Consider the following 21617-nt stretch of genomic DNA (forward strand, 5'->3'; position numbering starts at 1 on the left):
ATCATCGCAGGGGCCGCGACCAGCCCGTACATTTCTGCGCTATGATCCGTCCAGATCAAGACAGGCCCTCGTCATGAGCAAAGCCGCCAAGACGCCGGCCAAGGCCGCCGGCCGCGCCGCCGCCAAGCCCTCCGGTCCCGGCAAGACCGCTGTGCGCGAAAGCCGGCTGGACGTGCGCGAAGCCCGCGTCCATGCGCCATCGTCCAAGCGCGGGCGTGGTCCGTCGGTGAAGGACGCCGCTCCGCTCGAGTTATACGAAGCCCCGGCCACGTTGAACGGCTACATCGCCTATCTGCGCACCGCGACGCCGTTGCAGCGGGTCGCGGCCGAGCGCGAAGGCGTGCCGGCGCAGGTGGTCAAGCACATGGCCACCAGTATGGATGTTCCGGCGGTGCGCATGTTCAACATCCTCGGCGTCGCCAAAGCCACCGCCGAAAGCAAGGCCGCGCAGCAGGCGCGAATCGCCGGCGCCAGCGGCCAGGCCGCGCTGGGGGTGTTGTGCCTGCTCGCGATCGTCAAGGACATCGTCAAGGAAAGCACCGACGCGGCTACCCAGGATTTCGACTCGGCCAAGTGGCTGGGCCGCTGGATCGAGCAGCCGCAGGCGGCGCTGGGCGGACAACGTCCGGCTGATCTGCTCGACACGCCGACCGGCTACAGCGTGGTCGCGCGCCTGCTGGGCTCGCTGCAAAGCGGCGCCTATCAATGACCGGTGCCATCGCCACAAGGACGAGGCCGCAACGATGAAACTTTGGCGAATTGCAGGCGAAACCCGCGCCTACCGCGCCGACGACCTGAGCGGCGCGGGCGCGGCCAAATACCCGGGACGCTGGAACGACGACGGCCAGCGCGTGCTCTACACCGCCACTTCGTTGGCGTTGGCGGCGTTGGAAACGGCGGCTTATGTCGATGCGCACGGGCTGCCGTTGAACCGGCACGTGGTGTCGATCGAAGTACCGCCCGCGGTGTGGAAGGCGCGCATCCAGTTCACCCCGCAGGACCTGCCTGGCGGCTGGGACGCGGTGCCGGCGGGCATGGCCAGCGTGCGCATCGGTTCGCAATGGCTGACCAGCCTGGCCTCGGCGATCGCGCTGGTGCCGTCGGTGATCGTACCGGAGGAATACAACGCGCTGATCAATCCCGAGCATCGCGATGCGAAGAAGCTGCGGGCTACGACGGGGAGGAAGTTTCAGTACAACGTGGTGTTTCGGGCGCCTTGAGGTTTTGAGATTGGGAGTCGAGAGTCGAGAGTCGAGAGTCGAGAGTCGAGAGTCGAGAGTCGAGTAGAGACTAGTGCTCTGTGCTACTTGCGTGAATCGTTCACTGCTGCAAGCGATCTATTTTTAAATCACCCGAAGCGACGCCAAGCTCCAATCGCATCGCTCCTTCCTACCGTCATTCCCGCGAAGGCGGGCTCCGCTTTACTTCGGCGAAGCCGAACATCCAGTGACTTCAAGCGTTCTCGCACGAAAGGCACTGGATTCCCGCCTTCGCGGGAATGACGGTTTGAAAGAATCGTGCTGAAGCCTCTGGATGTTCGGCTTCGCCGAAGTAAAGCGGAGCCCGCCTTCGCGGGAATGACTGCTTGAAAGGATCGTGCTGAAGTCTCTGGCTTCCCGCTTTTGCGTCCCTATCTGGCCATCCATGGCCCCATCGTCATCCCTGACTCACCATCGTTCCTGACCGACTACCATCCCTACCGCGCTCCTGCGCTGACCACTCCTTACGCGGCATCCCTGCATCGATGCGCTCCTTCGCATCCGCGCACCTGCCACTCCTTTTCGCATCCCTGCATCAACAACTCCCTCTCGCATCCTTGCACCAACAACCACTCCATAACCAATCACACACCACACAACACCGTCCTCATTCACCTCAATCCCGCTTCACCTGCATCCGCTCGAAACTCCCATCCTGGTGAAACAGCGGCCCCAGCCACGGATGCACGACATCGATGCTGACTTCGAAATGCTCGGCATCCAGATCGCGATGCACCAACACGAAGCGGCCCGGCCAACACATCCTGGGCAGCGGCAGGCGCAGACCGCGCCAGTGCAGGAAATAGCCGTTGTCGACGAACACCAGCCGGTTCGGCAGCACTTCCAGCCGCACCCGCATGCCCAGGCCGCCGCCGAAATGCTCCAGCAATTCGCCGCCCTCGCCCAGGGTCATGCGCGAACGGAAACTGAAAACCTCGTCGACGAAGTGATAGGTGCGGGTCTTGATCCAGCCCAGACCGCGACGCAAAGGCTGCACGTCGAAGCGAAACGGCACGTTGTCGGCGTTGTGATGCGGCAGCACCCGCGCATAGCGGATCAGGCGCGCGAATACGCCGCCGAGCCAAGTGCAGCGCACCTGATGCATATTGCCAACGTACTCGGCCTGGGCTTCGCCGGCTCCAAGCGCGAAACGCGCCTGGATATGCGGATGCAGCAGATCCCAGCGTTCGCCGAGCGCGGCGCGCAGCAGCGCGGACAGGTCGTGCACGGCGGGATCACAACGCGTTTTGTCGCGAGAACCGGCAATGTTGTCGACAGCGGCGCCGTCGACGCGATCGGCCGACAGATCAATTGGATGCAACAGTTCCATGTTGGTCCCTTGGGTGTCCGTCACCCGAATAAGAAGAACGCAAATCAGGAGTAGGACCGGCGCGCAACGCGCTGGCCAGGTCGGGATGCGCGAAGCGGTAACGTTGATCGAGCAGTCGTCGCGGTTCGACCACCGGTCCGTCGAGCAGCATCGTCGCCATCTCGCCCAGAGCCAGGCGCATCGGCCAGGCCGGCATGCGCAACCACGCGGGGCGATGCTGACTGCGTGCGAGTTCGCGGGTGAATTCGCCCTGAGTGCAGCCGGTCGGCGCGACCAGGTTGTAAGGACCGCGCAGGCCGACGTGTTCGACCGCCTGTTCGACGAACCCCAGCACATCGTCCAGATGGACCCAGGCGAACCATTGCTTGCCCGTGCCCAAGGTCGCGCCGGCGCCGAGCGACGCGGCCAGCGACAGCATCGGCAACACCCCGCCGCTGCGGTGCAGGACCAGGCCCATGCGCATCGTCACCAGGCGCACGCCCTGCTCCGACACCGGCGCCGCGGCGCGCTCCCAGGCGCTGCACAGTTCGCTGGGGAAATCGCCGCGCAGCGGCGGCGGATCGCGCAGTTCCGGAGCGCTGCGCGCGTGCGCGCCGTACAGCCCGATCGCACTGGCCTGCAGCCACAGCGCCGGCTTGTTGCGCGAGCGCTCGCACCAAGCGCGCAGTGCATGAGTGGTGTCGATGCGGCTGGCGCGTAGCGCGCGCTTGCGCGCCGGCGACCAGCGCGGCCCGACCACCGGCGCACCGGCCAGGTTGACCACCACATCGATCGCTTCGTCGTCGCGCAACTGCGCGGTGTCGGCGATGCAGCGCGCGCGTCCGCCGAATTGCAGGGCGGCGCGGCGCGGATCGCGGCTCAGAATCGTCACCCGATGCCCGCCGGCCAACAGCCCCTCGACCAGCGCGCTGCCGATAAAACCGGTGCCGCCGCTGATCAGGAAACCGGTCTGCGGATGCTCGGCCAGCAGCGCACGCGGTGCGGGTTCGGCGGCATTGGCGCGCGCGGCCAGGCCATCGCGCACCGCCGACAAACCTATGCCGAGCGCGGCCGCGGTCAGCGCCCACGACTGCCAACCGTAGGAATGCGCCAGCAAGGCGCTCGGCGCGCTCCAGTCGTCCATCGTCGCCAACGCATACACCGCGAACATCGCGCCGCCGTTGACCGCGAGGATGGTGTGCAGCACGCGCTCGGTGCTGGGCAACAGGCGGGTGGCGTCTTCGACCACGAAGTCCCACAAGGTGATGCCGACCTCGATCAGCACCAGCGCCCACACCGCCGCCAGCCACAGCCCCTGCGGCTGCACCCAGGCGAACACCAGAAACAGGAACCCGTAGACGAAGCCGCGCGCCGAATGCAGTTTCAGCTCCAGCGCGGCGCTACGGCGGTTGGCGAGTTTTTCCATCAACTCGTGATGAGCGATGGTGTCGATCGCGCCCAACACGATCTGCAACAACAGCAATGCGATGAACAAGCGTTCCATGACGCGCCTCGCTCAATAGTGGGTCGGGCAGCGGCCGTCGTCGCAGCGCGGGCCGGGCTCGTGGCCGGCTTCGCGGAAACCGAGCCAGCGCGACACGCGGTGCCGGTTCGGCGCGATCCAGCGGTAGGCGCGCGCGGCCATGCGTCCGGCGCCGGGCACGCGCAACGGCCAGGTCAGCCAGCCCAGGCCGACCGCGCGGTAGGCCTCGGCGATACCGGGTACGCCGATGCGCCATTCGCCTTCGGCGGTGCGCACGTGCAGGGCGTTGCGCATCGCCTCCAGCGGGAAGCCCCACTGCGCCGCATCGAAGTCCGGCGCGGCGATGTCGACCAGTTGCAGGCGGCCATGGCGATCGCGCGCCTTGAGCCGGTGCATCTCGGTGCGGCACAAGGGGCAGGCGCGGTCGTACAGGGCGACGACGGGGGCGATGCTCGGTTCGGGGATCAGGTTGTTCTTCATGATCGGCCTCTACTGTTATTTCGGTAATTACAGAAATTAATAAGCAAAAAAACGCCGGCGCGCCGCTAGGACGGGCGATCGCCGGGCGTATCGGTGTGGGTGGCGTCGTGCGTGTCGGTCGCGGGTTCGAGGTCGTCCTCGAACAGCACGCCGTGGCCAGTCGCGGCCTGCGGCGCCGGCAGAGGTTTGACCGGGCCGCGCACGTACTGCTGGATGCGCGCGCCCATCTTCAGCAGCTTGATCAGGGTCTTGGGATCGAGCCGGTTCATCTCGTCGATCCAGCTGGTGCCGGTCTCCATGAACTCCAGCACCTCGCGCATGCGCACCAGGGTGCGCTGGTCGCGCGGATCGTTCTGGTCCGGCGCCACTTCGGCGTTGGCGCCGTCGAGCACGGCGGTGCGCAGCATGCTCAGGGTCGGCTCGATTTCGCGACGGCGACGCTCCTGCACCACCGCGCGGAAGATGTCCCACACGTCCTTGTAGGTCTCGAAGTGATCGCGGCGGTCGCCGAGCACGTGGGTGACCCGGGCGAGGTTCCAGCTCTGCAGTTCCTTGAGGCTGGTGCTGACGTTGGAACGGGCCAGGTTGAGGGTCTCGCAGATCTCGTCGGCGGTGATCGCCCGTTCGCTGAGGAACAGCAGCGCATGGATCTGGGCCACGGTGCGGTTGACGCCCCAACGGCTGCCCATCTCGCCCCAGTGCAGGATGAAACGTTCTTGGAGCGGACTGAGCGACATGGACTTCTCTTATTTCTGTTTAGACAGAAATTAAAGAAGTAACCGGAACGAGTCAATACGTCGCAGCCCCGTTCGTCGGAAATCGCGCCCCTGTAGGAGCGGCGCGAGCCGCAACCGCGCCACAACGACCACTGGCGCCAGCCACAAACCGAACTCATCTACATGATCCATAAGGATTTATTCAACCACAGACGCCACGCCCCAGCGCCGCAATTCGATCTCACCCCGCGAGACCCCATCCCCGCAATCTCCACCGAACTCACAGCCGCCCCCTCGCCCCACCATCCGTCGGCTGCATCCGGCAAGTCTTACCGGCACATCTTTTTATTACTAATATTAGTACATGAGCCTGACCGACCTCCGCCGCGCCCTCCTCGCCTACCTGCGCGAACGCATCGCCGCCGACGGCATGCCGCCGTCGCAGCAGGAGATCGCCGCCCACTTCGGTTTCCGCCAGAACCGTTCGGCCGGCTACCACCTGCAGGCCTTGCAGGCACAGGGACTGATCGAACTGCTGCCGGGCCGCGCGCGCGGCATCCGTCTGATCGATGTCGAGCAACCCCGAGCCACCGGGCGCGACAACACCCGCCTGGAACTGCCGATCCTCGGCCGGGTCGCCGCCGGCCCGCCGATCGGCGCCGATGCCGAGGCCGAAACCCATGTGCTGATCGATCGCCTGCTGTTCTCGCCGCGCCCGGATTACCTGCTGCGGGTCAAGGGCGATTCGATGCGCGAGGACGGCATCTTCGACGGCGATCTGGTCGCCGTGCATCGCACCCGCGACGCGCGCAACGGCCAGACCGTGGTCGCGCGCATCGCCGACGAAATCACCATCAAGCGCCTGCGCATCGACGCCGACGGCATCGCCCTGCTGCCGCGCAATCCCGACTACGCGCCGATCCTGATCGCGGCCGACGCCGACTTCGCGATCGAAGGCATTTACTGCGGCCTGGTGCGCCGGGGCTGATCGAATGGGCAAGCTCATCGCCCTCGACAGCCTGATCAGTTCGCGCCGGGTCTGGCGCGGGCAATCGCCGAACCTCGCGCCGTCGGCGCAACCGACCGGACACGCCGCGCTCGATGCCGCGTTGCCGATCGGCGGCTGGCCCGAGGCCGCGTTGACCGAACTGCTGCTGCCCAATGCCGGCGTCGGCGAACTCGAACTGCTGTGGCCGACCCTGGCGCGTCTGTCGCAAGCGCAAGACGGCGGCATGATCGTACTGGTCGATCCGCCGTACCTGCCCTACCCGGCCGCGTGGCGCGACGCCGGCGTCGCCCTGCCGCGGCTGCAGATCATCCGCGCGCGCCATCGCGATGCGCTATGGGCGGCCGAGCAATGCCTGCGCTCGGGTGCCTGCGCCGCGGTGCTGTGCTGGCCGCAGCGCGCCGACGATCGCGTCCTGCGTCGTCTGCAGGTCGCCGCCGAAACCGGCCAATGCCTCGGCTTCGCCCTGCGCGACATGGCCGCCGCGCGCAATCCCTCGCCGGCGGCGTTGCGCATCGCGATCGACAGCTCGCCGCGGCAACTGCGCGTGCTCAAATGCCGCGGCGGCAATGCGCCGAGCAAGCCGATCGCGTTCGCGCATGCGAGCCATGCGCAAGCCATGCCGGTGCGAAGCGACGCGATACGCATCGAAGCCGCGCCGGTCGAACGCGGCGGCATCGCAGCGATCACGCCGCTTCGCAACGATCGCCAGCGCGTCGCCGCCACGCCGGTCGCGGCGCTGCGAGTCGAGCACAACGCAGCCAATCGAGAGCCCCTCGATCAAACCCCGCTCGCGCCGCGCGACCCGCTCCAGCCAGCGCGCCCCGCACCCGCGCTGACCCTGCTGCAACCGCGCTGAGCCCGACCTCATGCGCTGGGCCTGCCTGCTGCTGCCGCAATTGGCGATGGACGTGGTCCTTCGCAATCACCCGCACCCCGAGCGCGCCTTGGTGCTGGTCGACGGGCCGCATGCGCGTCGCCGTCTGTACGCAGTCAACGAAGCCGCGCGTGCGATGGGGCTCAAGCCGAACATGCCGTTGATCGCGGCGCAGGCCATCGTCGACGGCTTCCAGACCGTCGAACACGACCCCGCCGCGGTCGAACACGCGCGCGGTCTGCTCGCCGCCTGGGCCTACGGCTACAGCTCGCAGGTCAGCACCGAATTCACGCATGCGCTGGTGTTCGAGATCGGCCGCAGCCGCAGCCTGTTCGGCGCCTGGCCGGAATTGCGCCAGCGCCTGGCCGCGGAACTGCGCGAACTCGGTTTCCGCCACCGCATGGCCGCTGCGCCCAATCCGCAGGCCGCGCGCGCGCTGACCAATATCCGCGACGGTTTGTTTTTCGACGACGACATGCTGATTCCGGCGCTGGCGAAGATGCCGCTTGAGCGCTGCGGCTTCGACGCCGACACGGTGCAGGCGCTGCAACGCATGGGCCTGCGCCGGCTCGGCGCGGTCCAGGCGCTGCCGCGCGCGCCGCTGGCGCGACGTTTCGGTCAGCACGTGCTGAACCATCTGGACGCGCTGCACGGCGCGGCGACCCCGCTGCTGACCTATTTCCAGCCGCCCGACGCTTTCGATGCACGCATCGAACTCGGCCACGAAGTCGAATCCAGTCAGGCGCTGCTGTTCCCGCTGCGCCGGCTCACCGCCGATCTGGCCGCGTATCTGTCCGGCCGCGACGGCGGCGTCGAACGCTTCACCCTGATCCTCGAACACGAACGCCATCCGCATCGCCCGCAGTTGCCGCACAGCGAAGTCGCGGTCGGCCTGCTCGCGCCCGAGCGCGACGCGGCGATGCTGTTCGAACTCGCGCGTGGGCGGCTGCAGCAGGCGCGGATTCCCGCGCCGGTGGTCGGCCTGCGCCTGCTCGCCGAACAACTGCCACCGTTCGTGCCGGCCAGCCGCGACCTGTTCGATCCGCGCCCGCAGCAGGCGCTGCCCTGGGCGCAATTGCGCGAACGACTGCGCGCGCGACTCGGCGACGACGGCGTGCAGGGCTTGGTCGTGCATCCCGATCACCGTCCCGAACGCGCCTGGCGCAACGTGTCGGGCGATGCGCCGGCGCGTTCGAACAAAACCGTTTCGACGCCGACGAATACGACCCGCCCGGGCTGGCTGCTGATCGAACCCGAACCGCTGCGCGAACCGCTTGCGCGCATTCTCGCCGGCCCCGAACGCATCGAATCGGGCTGGTGGGATCAGGACGACGTGCGCCGCGACTACTACCTGGTCGAGACCGCCAAAGGCCAACGCGCCTGGGCCTATCGCGATGCCGGCGGCGACGGCGCGCTGACCTTGCACGGCTGGTTCGCATGAACGCGGCGCGGCCGACGGCCTCATCCGCCCTGCCCGAGTACGCCGAGCTGCATTGCCTGTCGGCTTTCAGTTTCCAACGTGGCGCATCGCTCGCCGACGAACTGTTCGATCGCGCCCAGGCCTTGGGCTACCGCGCGCTGGCGATCACCGACGAATGCACGCTGGCCGGGATCGTGCGCGCCTGGCAAGCGTCGCAACGCACCGGGCTGGCATTGATCGTCGGCAGCGAGTTCCGCATCGAAAACGGGCCGAAACTGGTGCTCTTGGTCACCGGTTCGCCCGCCTACACCGACCTGTGCCGCCTGATCACCATCGCGCGCCGACGCGCGAAGAAAGGCGAATACCGCTGCCTGATCGAGGACGTCGAGGCGCACAGCGCGAACCTGCTGGCGCTGTGGCTGCCCGACGGCGGCAGCGACGACGACCGGCATGCGCAATGGTTGCGAACCCATTTCGCCGATCGCGCCTGGGTCGCGGTCGAGCTGCATCGCAGCCACGACGACGACGCGCGCCTGGCCGCGCTCACGCAACTGGCCGCGCGTCACGGCCTGCCCACGGTCGCCGCCGGCGACGTGCATATGCACGAGCGCGCGCGCCGCCCGCTGCAGGACGTATTGAGCGCGATCCGCCACCACACCACCGTCGCCGAAGCCGGCGACCGCCTGTTTCCCAACGGTGAGCGGCACCTGCGCATCCGCAAGGCGCTCAAGGCGATCTATCCCGAAGCGATGCTCGCGCAGACCGTGCGCATCGCCGAGCGCTGCATCGGTTTCGATCTCAAGCGCGGCATCGATTACCACTACCCGAACGAACTGGTGCCGGCTGGCGAAACCGCGAAAAGCTGGCTGCCCAAGCTGGTCGCGAGCGGCGCGGCTAAGCGCTGGCCGAATGGCGTTCCCGTCAACGCGCTTCAACAGATTCAACACGAGCTGACGATCATCGGAAAGTTGCACTACGAGTCGTACTTCCTGACCGTATACGACATCGTCGAATACGCGCGATCTGAGAATATCCTGTGCCAGGGCCGCGGCTCGGCCGCGAACTCGGTCGTGTGTTACGCGCTGGGCATCACCGAGATCGACCCGATCCGCATGGGCATGCTGTTCGAGCGCTTCATGTCCGAGGAGCGCAAAGAGCCGCCCGACATCGACGTGGATTTCGAACACGAACGGCGCGAAGAAGTCCTGCAGTACGTATTCAACCGCTACGGCCGCGAGCGCGCGGCGCTGACCGCGGTGGCGATCAGCTATCGCGGCCGCAGCGCGATCCGCAACGTCGCCGCGGCCCTGGGCATGCCGCAGGACCAGATCAGCGAACTCGCGCGCACCCTCGACCGCTGGAGCGAAGGCGTGCCGTTGCCCGAGCAATTGCGTGAACGCGGCCTAGACCCGGAATCGCCGCAGCTACGCAACGTGCTGGGACTGACCGCGATCCTGGTCGAAAACGGTTTTCCGCGGCATCTGTCGCAGCATCCGGGCGGCTTCGTGATTTCCGAGCGGCCGCTGCACACACTGGTGCCGGTCGAGAACGCGGCGATGGACGATCGCACCATCGTGCAGTGGGACAAGGACGATCTCGACGCGATGGGCCTGCTCAAGGTCGATTGTCTCGCCCTGGGCATGCTGACCGCGGTGCGCAAGACCCTGGCCTCGCTGGAAACCCAGGGCATTCGCGGCCTCGACATGGCGACGATCATGGATCTCGGCGACGATGCGGATGTCTACGACATGATCTGCAAGGCCGACACCGTCGGCGTGTTCCAGATCGAATCGCGCGCGCAGATGTCGATGCTGCCGCGCTTGAGGCCGCGGAATTTCTACGACCTGGTGATCGAGATCGCGATCGTGCGGCCCGGGCCGATCCAGGGCGATATGGTCAATCCGTATCTGCGTCGCCGCAAAGGATTGGAGCCGGTCGAATATCCATCGGAAGCCCTGAAAAAAGTTTTGTCGCGAACGCTCGGCGTGCCTCTGTTCCAGGAACAGGTCATGCAGATCGCCATCGTCGCGGCCGACTACACACCCGGCGAAGCCGATCAATTGCGTCGCTGCATGGCGGCCTGGAAGCGACATGGCGGCTTGGAACCGCATCGCGAAAAACTGTTTAAGGGAATGATAAAAAACAACTACACCGAAGACTTCGCCCACCGCATCTTCGAACAGATCAAGGGCTTCGGCAGCTACGGCTTCCCCGAATCGCACGCGGCCAGCTTCGCTTTGATCGCCTACGTCAGCTGCTGGCTCAAGCACTACCATCCGGCCGCGTTCGCCTGCGGCATCATCAACTCGATGCCGATGGGCTTCTACACCCACGGCCAGATCCTGCAGGACGCGCGCCGCAACGGCGTCACCGTGCTGCCAGTCGACGTGCGCTACAGCGATTGGGACTGCACCCTGGAAAGCATTCCCGGCGGCAGCGGCAACAAGCATCCGCACGCGATCCGCATGGGCTTGCGTTTGATCGGCGGCTTCGACGAAGCCTCGGCCGACCGCATCAGCGACGCGCGCGCGCGCGCGCCGTGGCGCGATGTCGAGGACCTGTGCATGCGCGCGGCGATCGACCCGCGCGTGCGCGCCCTGCTCGCCGACGCGGGCGCCCTGCGCGCGCTCGCGGGCCATCGCCATCGCGCGCGTTGGGCGGTGGCGGGCGTCGACACCCAGCTGCCGCTGTTCGCCGGTGTCGCCCGCGATGAAGTGAAAGTGGCGTTGCCGTTACCGACCGCTGGCGAAGACGTGCAGGCCGACTACGCCCTGCTCGGCACCACGCTCGGGCGGCATCCGCTGTCGCTGTTGCGCAGCGCCCTGCACGCTCGCCATTGCCGGCGCTCCTCGCAATTGCACAAGACCGCGCACGGCAGTCAGGTACGTTTCGCCGGCCTGGTGACCGTGCGCCAGCAACCCGAAACCTCCAGCGGCGTCACCTTCCTGAGCCTGGAAGACGAAGACGGCATGGTCAACGCCGTGGTCTGGCGCGACCTCGCCCAACGCCAACGCCGGGTCCTGGTCGAATCGCGACTGATGGCGATCGACGGCCGCCTGGAACGCGTCGACGGCGTCCAGCACATCATCGCCTCGCGCATGGAAGACCTGACCGCGCTGCTGGGTAGCCTGAGTACGCGGTCGCGGGATTTTCATTGAAGCGAAGTCGCGCTTCGGATCACGGCTCCAGCCTTGCCTGTTGACGGCTACGGAGTGATGCATCCCCTTTCGCACAAAGCAAAGCCGCGGCACGAGGCCGCGGCTTTTACCTGCAAACAATTGAGTTGCTTATTGAACGCGTTCGGGATAGCTGCAGCCTGTGTAATAAATCCCACAGTTGGTACTCGACTTGCCGCATTTCTCAACGGCCAGTTGCGAAGCCTTTTCAGAATTCTCCGCGCTCGCGGTCGATACCAGCGTATCGCCCCAGGCTACCGCGACACATTGGTCGTAATACGCGTGCGTGATCTCGCAATCATGGCCATCTTTGGCTTCGCAATTAGCGAGAGCCGCTTTTTCGGCCTTGCGTTTGCTGGGGAAAGATTCCGCCTTGCCCAGTATTCCGCTGCCCTTACTGTCTTCACCGACGGCGACCGCGCCCCAGCGGGTTGCCCAGCGTGGTTCGGCGCCCTGCACCTCGCCACCGCTGTTTCCGTTGATCCCATAGCCGGGCATCGGAATACAAATCTGCCCTGGCGCCGCGCCTCCCGGATACAGCCCATCCGGACAGCCTTGTTCGGCTTGAGCAAGCTGGCTCAATCCCAGGAGGACAAGGAGGGAAATTATTCTAGCCATCACTGAGCACGCTCCGGATAGCTGCAACCCGTGTAATACATATCGCAATTCGCATCCGATCCATTGCACTTATCCAGGGCCATCCGAGACGCCACCTGACTGTTCACGGCACTCACGATCGCCGGTCTGGCATCTCCCCATGCGACCGCCACGCATTGGTCATAGTAGGCATGGGCAATCACACAGTTCTTCCCGCCTCGTGCTCGGCAATCAGCGATCGCAGCCGCCTCGGCTTTCCGCCTACTGCTTAAGCCCTCTACCCTGCCAAGCTTACTGCCACCGGCGCTGGTGACATCCAAGGCGAGCGCGCCCCAGCGGGTCATCCAACGAGACTCCACCGCTTGCGGCGTACTAGCGCTGCTCCCATTGATGCCGTAACCGGGCATCGGAATGCATATCTGCCCAGGCGCCGCGCCTCCCGGATACAGACCATCCGGACAGCCTTGCTCGGCTTGCACGACAGTTGAGAAAAGAAACAGGACAGCGAAGATATTTCTTGATTTCACGAGCATGACCATCCGCCTTGAACGTCAATCACCAACAAGCACGGGCTCCGTACAAGCAGAGTAAGCGATCTTGCACGGCGCGCCGCTCTTGGCGGCGCAAGCCGGCAGTGCCACATCCGATGCTTCTTCAATCGAAGCCGCGGACTGAGAGAAGGCGGACGCCCCAGGCACGGACGGCCATACGACGACCACGCACTGATTCTTATAGGCAAGGTTCAACTTGCAATCGTTGCCACCATACCCGGCGCACCGAGCCAGCGCCTCGCGCTTGGCCTTGCTTTCCGATGGTTGCCCGGTAATCGCGCCGATTTCGCCAGTCGAGGATAAAGCGACAGCACCCCAGGTCAGCTTCCAGGCAGCTTCTGAAGCAGCGGCGGCAGGAATGTTCCCACCAACGCCGTAGCCAGGCTTTGGAATGCAGATCTGTCCTGGAGCAGCGCCGCCTGGATAAAGACCGTCCGGGCAGCCTTGTTTGGCCTGTGCGATTCCTAAGGGGAGCAGGAGACATAGAAATAAGCAGTTGAGTTTCAAGGCCATCTCTTAGATCCTTCATTTCGGATCAGTTTACCCCGCCCTATTGCGGCGAGTAGCGCACTGGCTTCGACCTGCTATCGCTTACAAATTAACTACATATTTTATCTGCAGGAATGGCATCTAGTTTCAGTAACCCACTGCGAGCAATCGCCCATAAAAAAGCCGTGACTGCTAAGGCCACGGCTCTTTGTTTTGGACTCATTTCGAATGCTACTGAACGCGTTCGGGATAGCTACAACCGGTGTAATAGATACCGCAGTTGGCGTCCGATTCGCCGCACTTCGCAATAGCAAACTCAGAGGCTGCCTTGCTGTTCTCAGCGCTCACGCTATACGGCCGTGAACGTCCCCAAGCAACTGCAATGCATTGATCGTGGTATGCCTGAACCAGTGCGCAGTTATTGCCACCTTTGGCCCGGCAATCCGAGAGCGCTGCCTTCTCGGCCTTGCGTTTGCTGCTCAATGATTCGGACTGCCCCAGAATGCCGCCACCGGTACTGCCATCGTCTGTGGCAATGGCGCCCCAGCGTGTCGCCCATTTCGGCTCGGCCGCTTGAGTACCACCACTCGAACCACTGATGCCGTAAACCGGCATCGGGATGCAGATTTGTCCAGGGCCGGTACCGCCCGGATAAAGCCCATCCGGGCAGCCTTGCTCGGCCTGAACGGCCCCAGAGAAAAACAAAGCCAATACACTCAGGCACCTCAGTTTCATGGCTTTTGCTCTCCCATATCGTTATTGGAGCCCAACCTTGTTCTGACTGGCAGTCTAGACCGCCTCGGCACTCGCCGTGGTGGTTCCAGTACTGTCCACATCTCCGAGGCTGCGTACCTGTCCGGCTATCTTCTTCACGCCCAAACAAAAGCCGCGGCACCAGGCCGCGGCTCAAGTTGAATCGTCGCAACTGCGCTTATTGAACCAGTTCGGGATAGCTGCAACCGGTGTAATAAACCCCGCAATTCGTCGTCGACGAACTGCAATTCTGCATAGCGAGTTGCGAAGCTCTTTCGCTGTTCACCGCGCTCGCGGATGACACTAACGTGTCACCCCAGACCACCGCGACGCACTGGTCGCGATACGAGCGCTCCAAGGTACATTTGTGCCCGCCCCTGGAGCGGCAGTCGGCAAGCGCCGCTTTTTCGGCCTTGCCCTTGCTGCCGAGCGACTCCGCCCTGCCCAACTTGCTGCCGCCGTTGCTGCCATCGTCGATGGCGATGGCGCCCCAGCGCGTGGCCCAATTGGGCTCTGGCGCAGCCTGAGCGCCCGAGCTGCCGCCGGAAACTCCGTAACCGGGCATCGGCACGCACAACTGCCCCGGACCGGCACCACCTGGATAAAGACCGTCGGGGCAACCTTGTTCGGCGTAGGCAGCTCCCGAGAACACCAGAGCTATTACGGCTATGCACCTGAACTTCATGGTTTACCCCTCCTTGTCTACATCTTATTGAGGTCCCGGTGGATTCTTACCGGAATTCTTGACTTGATCGGCGTTGGCTACATTGACATTGTTGCCAACCGCTTGACCCGCATTATGCTGAACTTGATTCGAAGTCTTGGTTACGTCCGAGTGCGCCATGGTTGAGGTACCCGACGTCGTGCGATTCATCTGCATGTCGGCCGGGCGCGAATCGTTGGAACGATTTCCCGCACTCTCGGCGCGGTTCGCGTTGTCACCGCCACTCATCCAACGATTCACCGCCCCACCACCGTGAGTCGGCGGCGCGCCGGCTTGACCACCGCCACTGCCGAAGGCACTGAACGGACTGAACTGACCCATGATGCCGTTGAAGAACATGCCCGCCATCGGCGGCGCGGTCACGATCAGCGCGCTCAACACCAGACCCAGACCACCTTGTTGCATGGCCATGCTAGTGAGGCTTTCCTGACTACCGCCTGTCAGCCAGCCGGCTGTCCAGAACGCCAGCCCAACGGCGATGATCATGTCCATCGCAAGTGTGACCATGACCGATAAAAACGCCATCGAGGCCATGGTCGCCAGACCATAGAAGAGCCATTTGGTGAATAGCTGCTTGGTCTGATCGAACAGCAGACACAATATGAAGAATGGTCCCAACCCCAGAATCAGGGCCATGGCGATCTTGTTGATCAGCAACGCGGTGGCCGCCATGATCGCCGGCAGGCCCAGGCCGACGCCGGTGAACTGCAGCGCGCGCTCCTTGTCCTGGTTGGTGATCAGGTCGTCGCCGGTGTCGACCGAGTCGATCACCTCGACCGCGACCTGCATGATCGCCAGGGCCTTGTCGATATCGGCGTAACTGCCTTCGTCATCCTTGCCGGTCATCAACTCGCGCACGACGCGGTTGGTGCCGTCGGTCAAGGTGCGATAGCTGGAACCCACGCTGGCCGCCATGCCCGCGGCGATACCCACGATCAGCACCGCGCGCAGCGAATTGACCACCAGGCCCATCATCGGCTCGCGCGACTGGCCGGTCACGATCCGGAAGCCGTGGTAGATGATCCACAGCGTCACCACCGTGGCGGAAATGAAGCCGATGAACGAGGCCACCCGCTTGAGCAGGTTGCCCGCGAACTCGGCGATTTCATCGTCGAGGAAGTCGTTGATCTCCGAGAAGAAGACCATGTTCGGCAGGCCCGCTGCTTTGAAATGCAGCAAGTCCAACAACGATCCCGCCGTCCCCAGTGCACTGATATCCATAAGCCATCCGTATGCTTGGGCCGGTCTTGCATTGCCGACCCCACGATTTCCGATCCCCGCCCCCAACCGATCGCCCGACCCCGTCAGGCGACCGGCTCACATCGACCGCATCACCGTTCGCGCGAGCGCGCGCCCTGCAACGCTAGCTTCAGGGCGCCGCCCTGGATGGCCGTGTCGATGATCGAAGGGCTGTTCTTGTTCTTCAACGCCATGTTGGCGCTGCGAACCATGTTCTCGTTCAAGCTGCGCAGCATGGAGGTATATGCATCGAGCATGTACTTGCCGTTCTGCACGTCGTTGGCCATCTGCGCCTGCAACGCCGCGATGTAGTTGGTGTTGGTCTGCAGCTTGCCCTGATCCTTGTCGGCCGTCAGCTTGGCGCGGTCCTTGTAGGCCTCTTCAAGCTCCTTGTCGCGCTTGGAGACGTCCTTGAGCATCTTCACCATCGCATTGTAACGACGGTTCTCGGTCTGCACGATCGCGATGCAGTACTTATGCTGGTCTTTCGCGACCGGATTGTTCTTTTCCTTGCCGCAGGCCTTGTCGACGCCTTCATTGATATCTCGTTCGGGGAACTGCGAAGAGATGTCCTCACGGTAACCGGCCGCCCCCTGGAACTTCAGCTGGCCCAGCGCCATCTGCTCGTAGGCCTTGACCTGTTCCTGCAACTGCTTGACCTGCTCTTCGTACTGCTTCACCTGCTGGGCGTATTTCAGGCCGAGCTGGATGTTGTTGGCGATCTGGGTGAACTCGGAGGCGAACACCGCTTGCGCGGGGCGCGGCGTCAGCGCGGCGACGCCGGCGACGACGACGGCCAGCACCATCGGCAGCATCTTGGAGGAATGATTGACGTTCATTGCGGTCAGCTCCTGAACCAGGCCAAGGATCGTGTTTTGGACGATCCCCGGCAATTGTTCCAACGGGCAGGTTGCGGTGGTCCGATCCCTGCCGATTCGATTGAGATCCTTCTTACCGCTCGCGAATCCGCGCGCCCTGCAACGCGATCTTCAGCGTCGCGCCCTGGATCGCCGTATCGAGAATCGAGGGCTTGTTCTTGCTCTTCAGCGCGGTATTGGCCGCGCGCACCATGTTCTCGTTCAACGAGGTCAGCAGCGCGGTATACGCATCGATGGTGTACTGGCCGTTCTGCAGATCGTTCTGCATCTGCGCCTGGACCTGCGCGATGTAGTTGCTGTTGGTCTGCAGCTTGCCCTGGTCGGTGTCGCCCGACAGGGTGCCGCGGTCGGTGTAGGCCTTCTCGAGCTGCTTGTCGCGCATCTCGACGTCCTTGAGCATCTTCACCATCGCGTTGTAGCGACGGTTCTCGGTCTGGACGATGGCGACGCAATAGCCGTATTGCTGCTGACCGACCGGGTTGTTCTTGGCGCCGGTGCCGCAAGCCTCGACCTTACCTTCGTCGATGCCGCGCTCCGGGAACTGCTCGGCGATATTGACCCGGAAGCCCTTGTTGCCCTCGAACTTCAGGTTGCCCAGCCCCATCTGCTGGTACTGCCGGACCTGTTGCTCGTACTGCTGGACCTGCTGGCGCAGCTGATCCAACTGTTTGGCGTACTGAGTGGTCAGCTGGCCGAAGTTCAGATATTGAGTGACCTCGGTGGCGCACCAGAAGCAGACGAAGGCCTGCGCCGGGCGCGGCGTCATCATGCTGCCGAAGCCGACCAGCACCAGGGCCATCGACATGAACATCGGCTTGATTCGAACGAACTTGGTCAGGCTCATCGGCGTTTCCTCTCCTTGATACGTCCGCAGCCCAGGCAGGCACAGGACGTCATGCGTTCACTTTCCATTGAAACCTGAAAGTGTGACTTTAGCCACCCTATTCAGGTATTCGACGCGTGCTTCCGTTGCTACTCCGGCAGATCCCGTACCGGACGGCCGTCGGCCGCCGGTTCCTGCCAGGCCCAAAACGGGCATTCTCGCAAAGGACGTCAATTACATTCTTTTCCAGTGGAACAAATACTCAAGGAATGTGATCGTCCAGGCCAGTGGGCAGGCGACGGGCGGCACATTCCAGGTTATGCGTGGGCGCGCTCGCGGGGGTCGGACGACGCCTGCTTGCCCTTGCCCGAGCCCTTGCGGTTGTCGTAGAAGTCCTGCAGCCAGGCGTCCGGGGTCAGTTCGTCCACCGATATCCCGGTCCTGTGGGAGGCCTTCTCGACCACCTGATGCATGATGTCGATGTTGTCGGTCGAGGCCGAAATCACCGCCAGCGCGTCGTCCATGCCGCGCAGGTTGAGCTGGCACACCGTGGCCGCATGGCCCTGCTTGACCAGGAAGCAGCGCGAACGCTCGTCCAGGCTCTTGACCACCTGGAACTCGGCATCGGTGAGCTTGAGGCCCTCGATGTAGTCCTCGCGACTGGCGTTCGGGTTCGGCAGCAGGATCAGGGTCGCGGTCTGCTCGATCAGCGAGGCGGAAATGTCGCTGGCCAGCGCGTCCTCCGGGCTCTGGGTCGCGAAGATGCCCAGGCCGTTCTGCTTACGGATGGTCTTCTGCTTGTTCTTGGCGAATTCCTTAAGCGCGCCTCCGCCGTCGAGGATCTTCCAGAATTCGTCCATGACGTAGATCAGCGGGCGGCCGTCGATCAACTCTTCCAGGCGGTGCAGCAGGTAGTTGATCACCGGCACGCGCACTTCGGGGTTGTCGATCACATCGGTGTAGTCGAAGCCGATGATGTTGGCCTTGTCGAGCTTGATCGTGTCGACCGGGTTGTCGAACACCCAGCCCAGCGAGTTGCCGGCGGTCCACTTGCGCAGGCGCGCATACAGGCCGTCGTCGCCCATGTTGGGCAGGCTCTTCTGCAGGTTGGTCATGCTGCGCAGGTGCATCGGCGTGTCGAGCATGTTCTCGACCGCGCGGAAGATGTCTTCCTCCTCGCGCGCCGAATAGGTGCCCTTCGCGGCCAGGACCTTGATCAGGTCGGACAGGAACTGCACGTTGGTTTCGTTGCGCTCGCACTGGAACGGGTTGAAGCCGGTCGGCTGGCCGTTGTCGAGCGCGAGGTAATTGCCGCCGCAGGCGCGCACGAAGATCTCGGCGCCGCGGTCCTTGTCGAAGAAGAAGATCGTCGGCGTCGGCTTGAGCTTCTGCACCTGGCTGAGCAGGAAGTTGATCAGCGCGGTCTTACCGGTACCGGACTTGCCGATCACCATGGTGTTGGCGATCGCCTTCTCGCCGAGCGAGTTCTCGGCCGGATGGGTAGCGTGGAAATTGAAGTAGTACGGCTGGCCGTTGGTGGTCTGCAGCGTGGTGACGCAGTCGCCCCACGGGTTGTTTTCCTTCTTGCCGGTCGCGAAGTTGTGCAGCGGCGACAGGCCCAGGAAATTCAGCGAGCTGACGTTGGCCAGGCGCGTGCGGTACTTCCAGTTGCCCGGGAACTGCGAATAAAACGACGCGGTGACGGCCAGGTCTTCCTTGGCCGAAACGAAACCGGCGTTGGACAGTTCGGCGCGCGCCTGCGCGACCTGCGCGGCGAGCTTTTCCTGGCTGTCGGCATAGATCGCGAAGGTGTAGTGGTACTCGCCGAGCACGAAGTTGCCCGAGGCGAGCTGATCCATCGCGTAGTCGAGCTCGGAGATCTGGCTGACCGCCTTGTCGCCCGAGGAAATCATCATGCCCTTGGTGCGGTCGAGCACCTTGAGCGCGTCCTGGCGACCGATCGGACTGAACGAATGCGTGATCACGTATTCGAAGTCGAGGTACTTCAGGCCGTTGAGGATGCCCGGGTAGGTCGAATCCGGGTATTCCTTGATATTGAGGATGGCGCCGAAATGATTGGCGTTGGTCGGCGTATTGACCACGAAGTCGCCGCTCTTGGCGGCGAACATCAGCCGGCTGACCGGCAGGTAGTTGTAGACCGGCGCGCTGAGCACCGGCACCGGCTCGTCGATGCGGTTGAGCAGGTAACCGAAGAATTCCAGCGCCTCGGAGAAGACGATGCCGTTCTTGGCTTCGTACATGCCCAGGCGGTACGGCGCGTAGTCCTTGAGCACGGCTTCGACGTTGCCGGCCAGCTCGAGGATCTTGGCCACGCACTGGTCCTGCTCTTCCTGCAGGCGCGGGATATCGGCGGACTTCTCGGAGAAACGCTTACCCGACACGATCGGGCGGTACATCATCGTCAGGTACAGCTCGTTCTGCATGAGCTTCTGCGAGGACAGCGCGGCGAAATAGCCGTCCGACAGGTCCTGGTTGAATCGCTCGTTGAACTTGCTGTCGGTGCGGATCCGGCGCCGGCGGCGCACGTCGTGGACCCAGAACGCGACGTTGGTGAAATCGGGCGCGCGCAGGGTCTGCAGCATCCGATTGAAGGTGTTGTGGCGATGCTCCAATTCCCACTCTTCACGACCGACGAAAGGCAGACCGCCCAGGTGCCAGACCATCATGTAATCGCCGCCCGTGGTCTTGATCACGGTGGGGGAGACATGCGTGGACAGCGGGATGAATTCGCTGATCGGAGTATCGGGTGTGAGCATGATGGGTACTGCGTATCCCGTGGTTTTGGAAGGACGTCGCCGGGCCTGGGGCCCGCGACGCGATCAAGCATCCGACAACGCCCGGTCAGGGGCGCCGCGGACGGCCAAGAACCGCAGGCGCCATGCGGTACACCGCGATGGCGCCTGCGTACATCATCGAGACTTCTTGTCGCTTGGATTGCGATAGTGGTTCGGCGAGAACACCCACATGGTGCCGTGGTGAACGATGTTCCTCATCCGCACCCGGAACTGCATGCGCAGCCCCAGCAGACGGAAGATCATCTCGTCGCGCCGTGTCATCTGACGCATGACGAAAATCACTACCGGCAGCGTCAGGATGAACCACATATTGAAGTAGAACGTCGAAAGCAGACATGCCCCGGCCGCGAACGTGAAGGGCACGTACGGCACTCCCAGGAACATGGGAGGCCGTGTGCAGCCGCGGAACATCGCATTCTTATGCATACAGGTTCTGGAAGGTGCTCACCAGGACCGCCATGCCGCCACCGCCGCCGGCGCCGATGTCGGCCGGGATGACCATCTTGGCCAGCTGAGCGGCGGCGCCGATCAGGAAGCCGCCGAGCAGGACCGGCATGACGTCGGAGATGCGCTTGTGCGCGAACGCGATCTGGTAGCCGGCGAAGATCACCGCGATGGTCACGATCGCGATCGAGGCGATGTTGAGCAGGCTGTTGAGGTTGTCGAAGAAGCCCTTCACGGTGGTCTTGGCGCCCGTGACGGTGCCCTGGGCGAAGGCCATTTCCGGCGCCGCCAGCGCGCCGACGAACAGAGCCGCCATTGCGAAGGCCGAGAGGAAGTTCTTGATCTGGATATTGTTGTTCATTGAAGAGGTCCTTTCTATTCGCTAGTGGACAAAATGGTCGAGGTGCTGCGGTGTGTTTCGGATGGTTCGTCGGTGGAGGGGAAACTGGTCGATCGAAAGCGGGTGAATCAAGAGCGTATTGATCGAAACAAGCGGATCAAGAAACCAATTGATCAAACAAGGCCGATCAAATCGGGTACGGCAAAATCAGTTGAAGCAAATTGGGCAAATCAAAAC

General features: G+C 63.8%; 20 protein-coding genes. 6 read left to right on the forward strand and 14 right to left on the reverse strand.

The features are described from left to right. Window positions 1-73 precede the first annotated feature (73 nt). Complete coding sequence (locus tag ASD86_RS20365) at window positions 74-709, forward strand: antitoxin Xre/MbcA/ParS toxin-binding domain-containing protein (RefSeq protein WP_056114939.1); 636 nt, start codon at window positions 74-76, stop codon at window positions 707-709. A gap of 34 nt (window positions 710-743) precedes the next feature. Next, window positions 744-1220, forward strand: coding sequence for an RES family NAD+ phosphorylase (locus ASD86_RS20370; RefSeq protein ID WP_056114942.1), 477 nt, complete (start codon window positions 744-746; stop codon window positions 1218-1220). Window positions 1221-1875: 655 nt separating this feature from the next. Here ASD86_RS20370 and ASD86_RS20375 read toward each other — a convergent pair. From ASD86_RS20375 to ASD86_RS20390, 4 genes are all read right to left on the reverse strand, one after another. Then, window positions 1876-2487 (reverse strand): DUF4166 domain-containing protein, encoded by a 612-nt coding sequence (locus ASD86_RS20375; protein ID WP_162253713.1) that lies wholly within the window; start codon window positions 2485-2487, stop codon window positions 1876-1878. A gap of 79 nt (window positions 2488-2566) precedes the next feature. After that, window positions 2567-4072: a TIGR01777 family oxidoreductase gene (locus tag ASD86_RS20380; protein WP_056114949.1), complete on the reverse strand. Its 1506-nt coding sequence runs from the start codon at window positions 4070-4072 to the stop codon at window positions 2567-2569. Between the two features lie 12 nt (window positions 4073-4084). Next, window positions 4085-4531 carry a DUF393 domain-containing protein gene (locus ASD86_RS20385; protein ID WP_056114952.1) on the reverse strand — a complete coding sequence of 149 codons (447 nt, stop codon included), beginning with the start codon at window positions 4529-4531 and terminating at the stop codon, window positions 4085-4087. 65 nt (window positions 4532-4596) lie between these two features. After that, window positions 4597-5268 (reverse strand): GbsR/MarR family transcriptional regulator, encoded by a 672-nt coding sequence (locus ASD86_RS20390; protein ID WP_082578546.1) that lies wholly within the window; start codon window positions 5266-5268, stop codon window positions 4597-4599. A 343-nt stretch (window positions 5269-5611) separates the two neighbouring features. Between ASD86_RS20390 and lexA the strand changes: the two genes are divergently transcribed. Genes lexA through ASD86_RS20410 form a run of 4 tightly spaced genes read left to right on the forward strand, consistent with a single transcriptional unit; the run spans window position 5612 to window position 11708 of the window. Continuing rightward, a complete protein-coding gene (lexA, locus tag ASD86_RS20395; protein ID WP_056114955.1) occupies window positions 5612-6235 on the forward strand; it encodes a transcriptional repressor LexA in 624 nt (207 codons plus the stop codon). Between the two features lie 4 nt (window positions 6236-6239). Further along, complete coding sequence (gene imuA / locus ASD86_RS20400) at window positions 6240-7112, forward strand: translesion DNA synthesis-associated protein ImuA (RefSeq protein ID WP_157476924.1); 873 nt, start codon at window positions 6240-6242, stop codon at window positions 7110-7112. Between the two features lie 10 nt (window positions 7113-7122). Further along, on the forward strand, window positions 7123-8571 hold the full coding sequence (locus ASD86_RS20405) for a DNA polymerase Y family protein (protein WP_056114956.1): 1449 nt from the start codon (window positions 7123-7125) through the stop codon (window positions 8569-8571). Next, window positions 8568-11708: an error-prone DNA polymerase gene (locus ASD86_RS20410; RefSeq protein ID WP_056114959.1), complete on the forward strand. Its 3141-nt coding sequence runs from the start codon at window positions 8568-8570 to the stop codon at window positions 11706-11708. Before ASD86_RS20405 ends, ASD86_RS20410 begins: the two co-directional genes overlap by 4 nt. Window positions 11709-11837: 129 nt before the next feature. Here the strand turns inward: ASD86_RS20410 and ASD86_RS26155 are convergent, their stop codons facing one another. The 10 genes from ASD86_RS26155 to ASD86_RS20450 all read right to left on the reverse strand — a co-directional run bounded on the left by ASD86_RS26155 (window position 11838) and on the right by ASD86_RS20450 (window position 21401). Further along, the gene (locus ASD86_RS26155) at window positions 11838-12344 is read right to left on the reverse strand and encodes a DUF4189 domain-containing protein (RefSeq protein ID WP_082578547.1); all 507 of its coding nucleotides are present in this window, start codon (window positions 12342-12344) and stop codon (window positions 11838-11840) included. Window positions 12345-12874: 530 nt separating this feature from the next. Further along, entirely contained in the window at window positions 12875-13387 is a 513-nt protein-coding gene (locus ASD86_RS26165; protein ID WP_082578549.1) for a DUF4189 domain-containing protein, read from the reverse strand. 207 nt (window positions 13388-13594) lie between these two features. Further along, window positions 13595-14098: a DUF4189 domain-containing protein gene (locus tag ASD86_RS26170; protein ID WP_082578550.1), complete on the reverse strand. Its 504-nt coding sequence runs from the start codon at window positions 14096-14098 to the stop codon at window positions 13595-13597. Between the two features lie 196 nt (window positions 14099-14294). Beyond that, on the reverse strand, window positions 14295-14801 hold the full coding sequence (locus ASD86_RS20420) for a DUF4189 domain-containing protein (RefSeq protein WP_082578551.1): 507 nt from the start codon (window positions 14799-14801) through the stop codon (window positions 14295-14297). 24 nt (window positions 14802-14825) lie between these two features. Further along, complete coding sequence (locus ASD86_RS20425; RefSeq protein WP_082578552.1) at window positions 14826-16061, reverse strand: type IV secretion system protein; 1236 nt, start codon at window positions 16059-16061, stop codon at window positions 14826-14828. Window positions 16062-16171: 110 nt separating this feature from the next. Next, window positions 16172-16918: a hypothetical protein gene (locus tag ASD86_RS20430; protein ID WP_157476926.1), complete on the reverse strand. Its 747-nt coding sequence runs from the start codon at window positions 16916-16918 to the stop codon at window positions 16172-16174. A 112-nt stretch (window positions 16919-17030) separates the two neighbouring features. Next, window positions 17031-17801, reverse strand: coding sequence for a hypothetical protein (locus ASD86_RS20435; protein WP_056114976.1), 771 nt, complete (start codon window positions 17799-17801; stop codon window positions 17031-17033). Between the two features lie 296 nt (window positions 17802-18097). Next, window positions 18098-20557, reverse strand: coding sequence for a VirB4 family type IV secretion/conjugal transfer ATPase (locus ASD86_RS20440; RefSeq protein ID WP_056114979.1), 2460 nt, complete (start codon window positions 20555-20557; stop codon window positions 18098-18100). A 153-nt stretch (window positions 20558-20710) separates the two neighbouring features. Next, window positions 20711-21022 carry a VirB3 family type IV secretion system protein gene (locus ASD86_RS20445; RefSeq protein WP_056114982.1) on the reverse strand — a complete coding sequence of 104 codons (312 nt, stop codon included), beginning with the start codon at window positions 21020-21022 and terminating at the stop codon, window positions 20711-20713. Continuing rightward, complete coding sequence (locus ASD86_RS20450; protein ID WP_056114985.1) at window positions 21015-21401, reverse strand: TrbC/VirB2 family protein; 387 nt, start codon at window positions 21399-21401, stop codon at window positions 21015-21017. Before ASD86_RS20450 ends, ASD86_RS20445 begins: the two co-directional genes overlap by 8 nt. Window positions 21402-21617: the final 216 nt, after the last annotated feature.

Source organism: Lysobacter sp. Root690 (assembly GCF_001427785.1).
Classification (GTDB): Bacteria; Pseudomonadota; Gammaproteobacteria; order Xanthomonadales; family Xanthomonadaceae; genus Lysobacter.

Excerpts from the sequence above, each read along its gene's own strand:
- ASD86_RS26165 (WP_082578549.1), bottom strand. The coding sequence starts at position 13,387 with ATGGCCTTGAAACTCAACTGCTTATTTCTATGTCTCCTGCTCCCCTTA.
- lexA (WP_056114955.1), top strand. The coding sequence starts at position 5,612 with ATGAGCCTGACCGACCTCCGCCGCGCCCTCCTCGCCTACCTGCGCGAA.
- ASD86_RS20405 (WP_056114956.1), top strand. The coding sequence starts at position 7,123 with ATGCGCTGGGCCTGCCTGCTGCTGCCGCAATTGGCGATGGACGTGGTC.
- ASD86_RS26155 (WP_082578547.1), bottom strand. The coding sequence starts at position 12,344 with ATGGCTAGAATAATTTCCCTCCTTGTCCTCCTGGGATTGAGCCAGCTT.
- ASD86_RS20430 (WP_157476926.1), bottom strand. The coding sequence starts at position 16,918 with ATGAACGTCAATCATTCCTCCAAGATGCTGCCGATGGTGCTGGCCGTC.
- ASD86_RS20425 (WP_082578552.1), bottom strand. The coding sequence starts at position 16,061 with ATGGATATCAGTGCACTGGGGACGGCGGGATCGTTGTTGGACTTGCTG.
- ASD86_RS20365 (WP_056114939.1), top strand. The coding sequence starts at position 74 with ATGAGCAAAGCCGCCAAGACGCCGGCCAAGGCCGCCGGCCGCGCCGCC.
- ASD86_RS20450 (WP_056114985.1), bottom strand. The coding sequence starts at position 21,401 with ATGAACAACAATATCCAGATCAAGAACTTCCTCTCGGCCTTCGCAATG.
- ASD86_RS20410 (WP_056114959.1), top strand. The coding sequence starts at position 8,568 with ATGAACGCGGCGCGGCCGACGGCCTCATCCGCCCTGCCCGAGTACGCC.
- ASD86_RS20435 (WP_056114976.1), bottom strand. The coding sequence starts at position 17,801 with ATGAGCCTGACCAAGTTCGTTCGAATCAAGCCGATGTTCATGTCGATG.
- ASD86_RS20370 (WP_056114942.1), top strand. The coding sequence starts at position 744 with ATGAAACTTTGGCGAATTGCAGGCGAAACCCGCGCCTACCGCGCCGAC.
- ASD86_RS20420 (WP_082578551.1), bottom strand. The coding sequence starts at position 14,801 with ATGAAGTTCAGGTGCATAGCCGTAATAGCTCTGGTGTTCTCGGGAGCT.
- ASD86_RS20385 (WP_056114952.1), bottom strand. The coding sequence starts at position 4,531 with ATGAAGAACAACCTGATCCCCGAACCGAGCATCGCCCCCGTCGTCGCC.
- ASD86_RS20390 (WP_082578546.1), bottom strand. The coding sequence starts at position 5,268 with ATGTCGCTCAGTCCGCTCCAAGAACGTTTCATCCTGCACTGGGGCGAG.
- ASD86_RS20440 (WP_056114979.1), bottom strand. The coding sequence starts at position 20,557 with ATGCTCACACCCGATACTCCGATCAGCGAATTCATCCCGCTGTCCACG.
- ASD86_RS26170 (WP_082578550.1), bottom strand. The coding sequence starts at position 14,098 with ATGAAACTGAGGTGCCTGAGTGTATTGGCTTTGTTTTTCTCTGGGGCC.
- ASD86_RS20380 (WP_056114949.1), bottom strand. The coding sequence starts at position 4,072 with ATGGAACGCTTGTTCATCGCATTGCTGTTGTTGCAGATCGTGTTGGGC.
- ASD86_RS20445 (WP_056114982.1), bottom strand. The coding sequence starts at position 21,022 with ATGCATAAGAATGCGATGTTCCGCGGCTGCACACGGCCTCCCATGTTC.
- imuA (WP_157476924.1), top strand. The coding sequence starts at position 6,240 with ATGGGCAAGCTCATCGCCCTCGACAGCCTGATCAGTTCGCGCCGGGTC.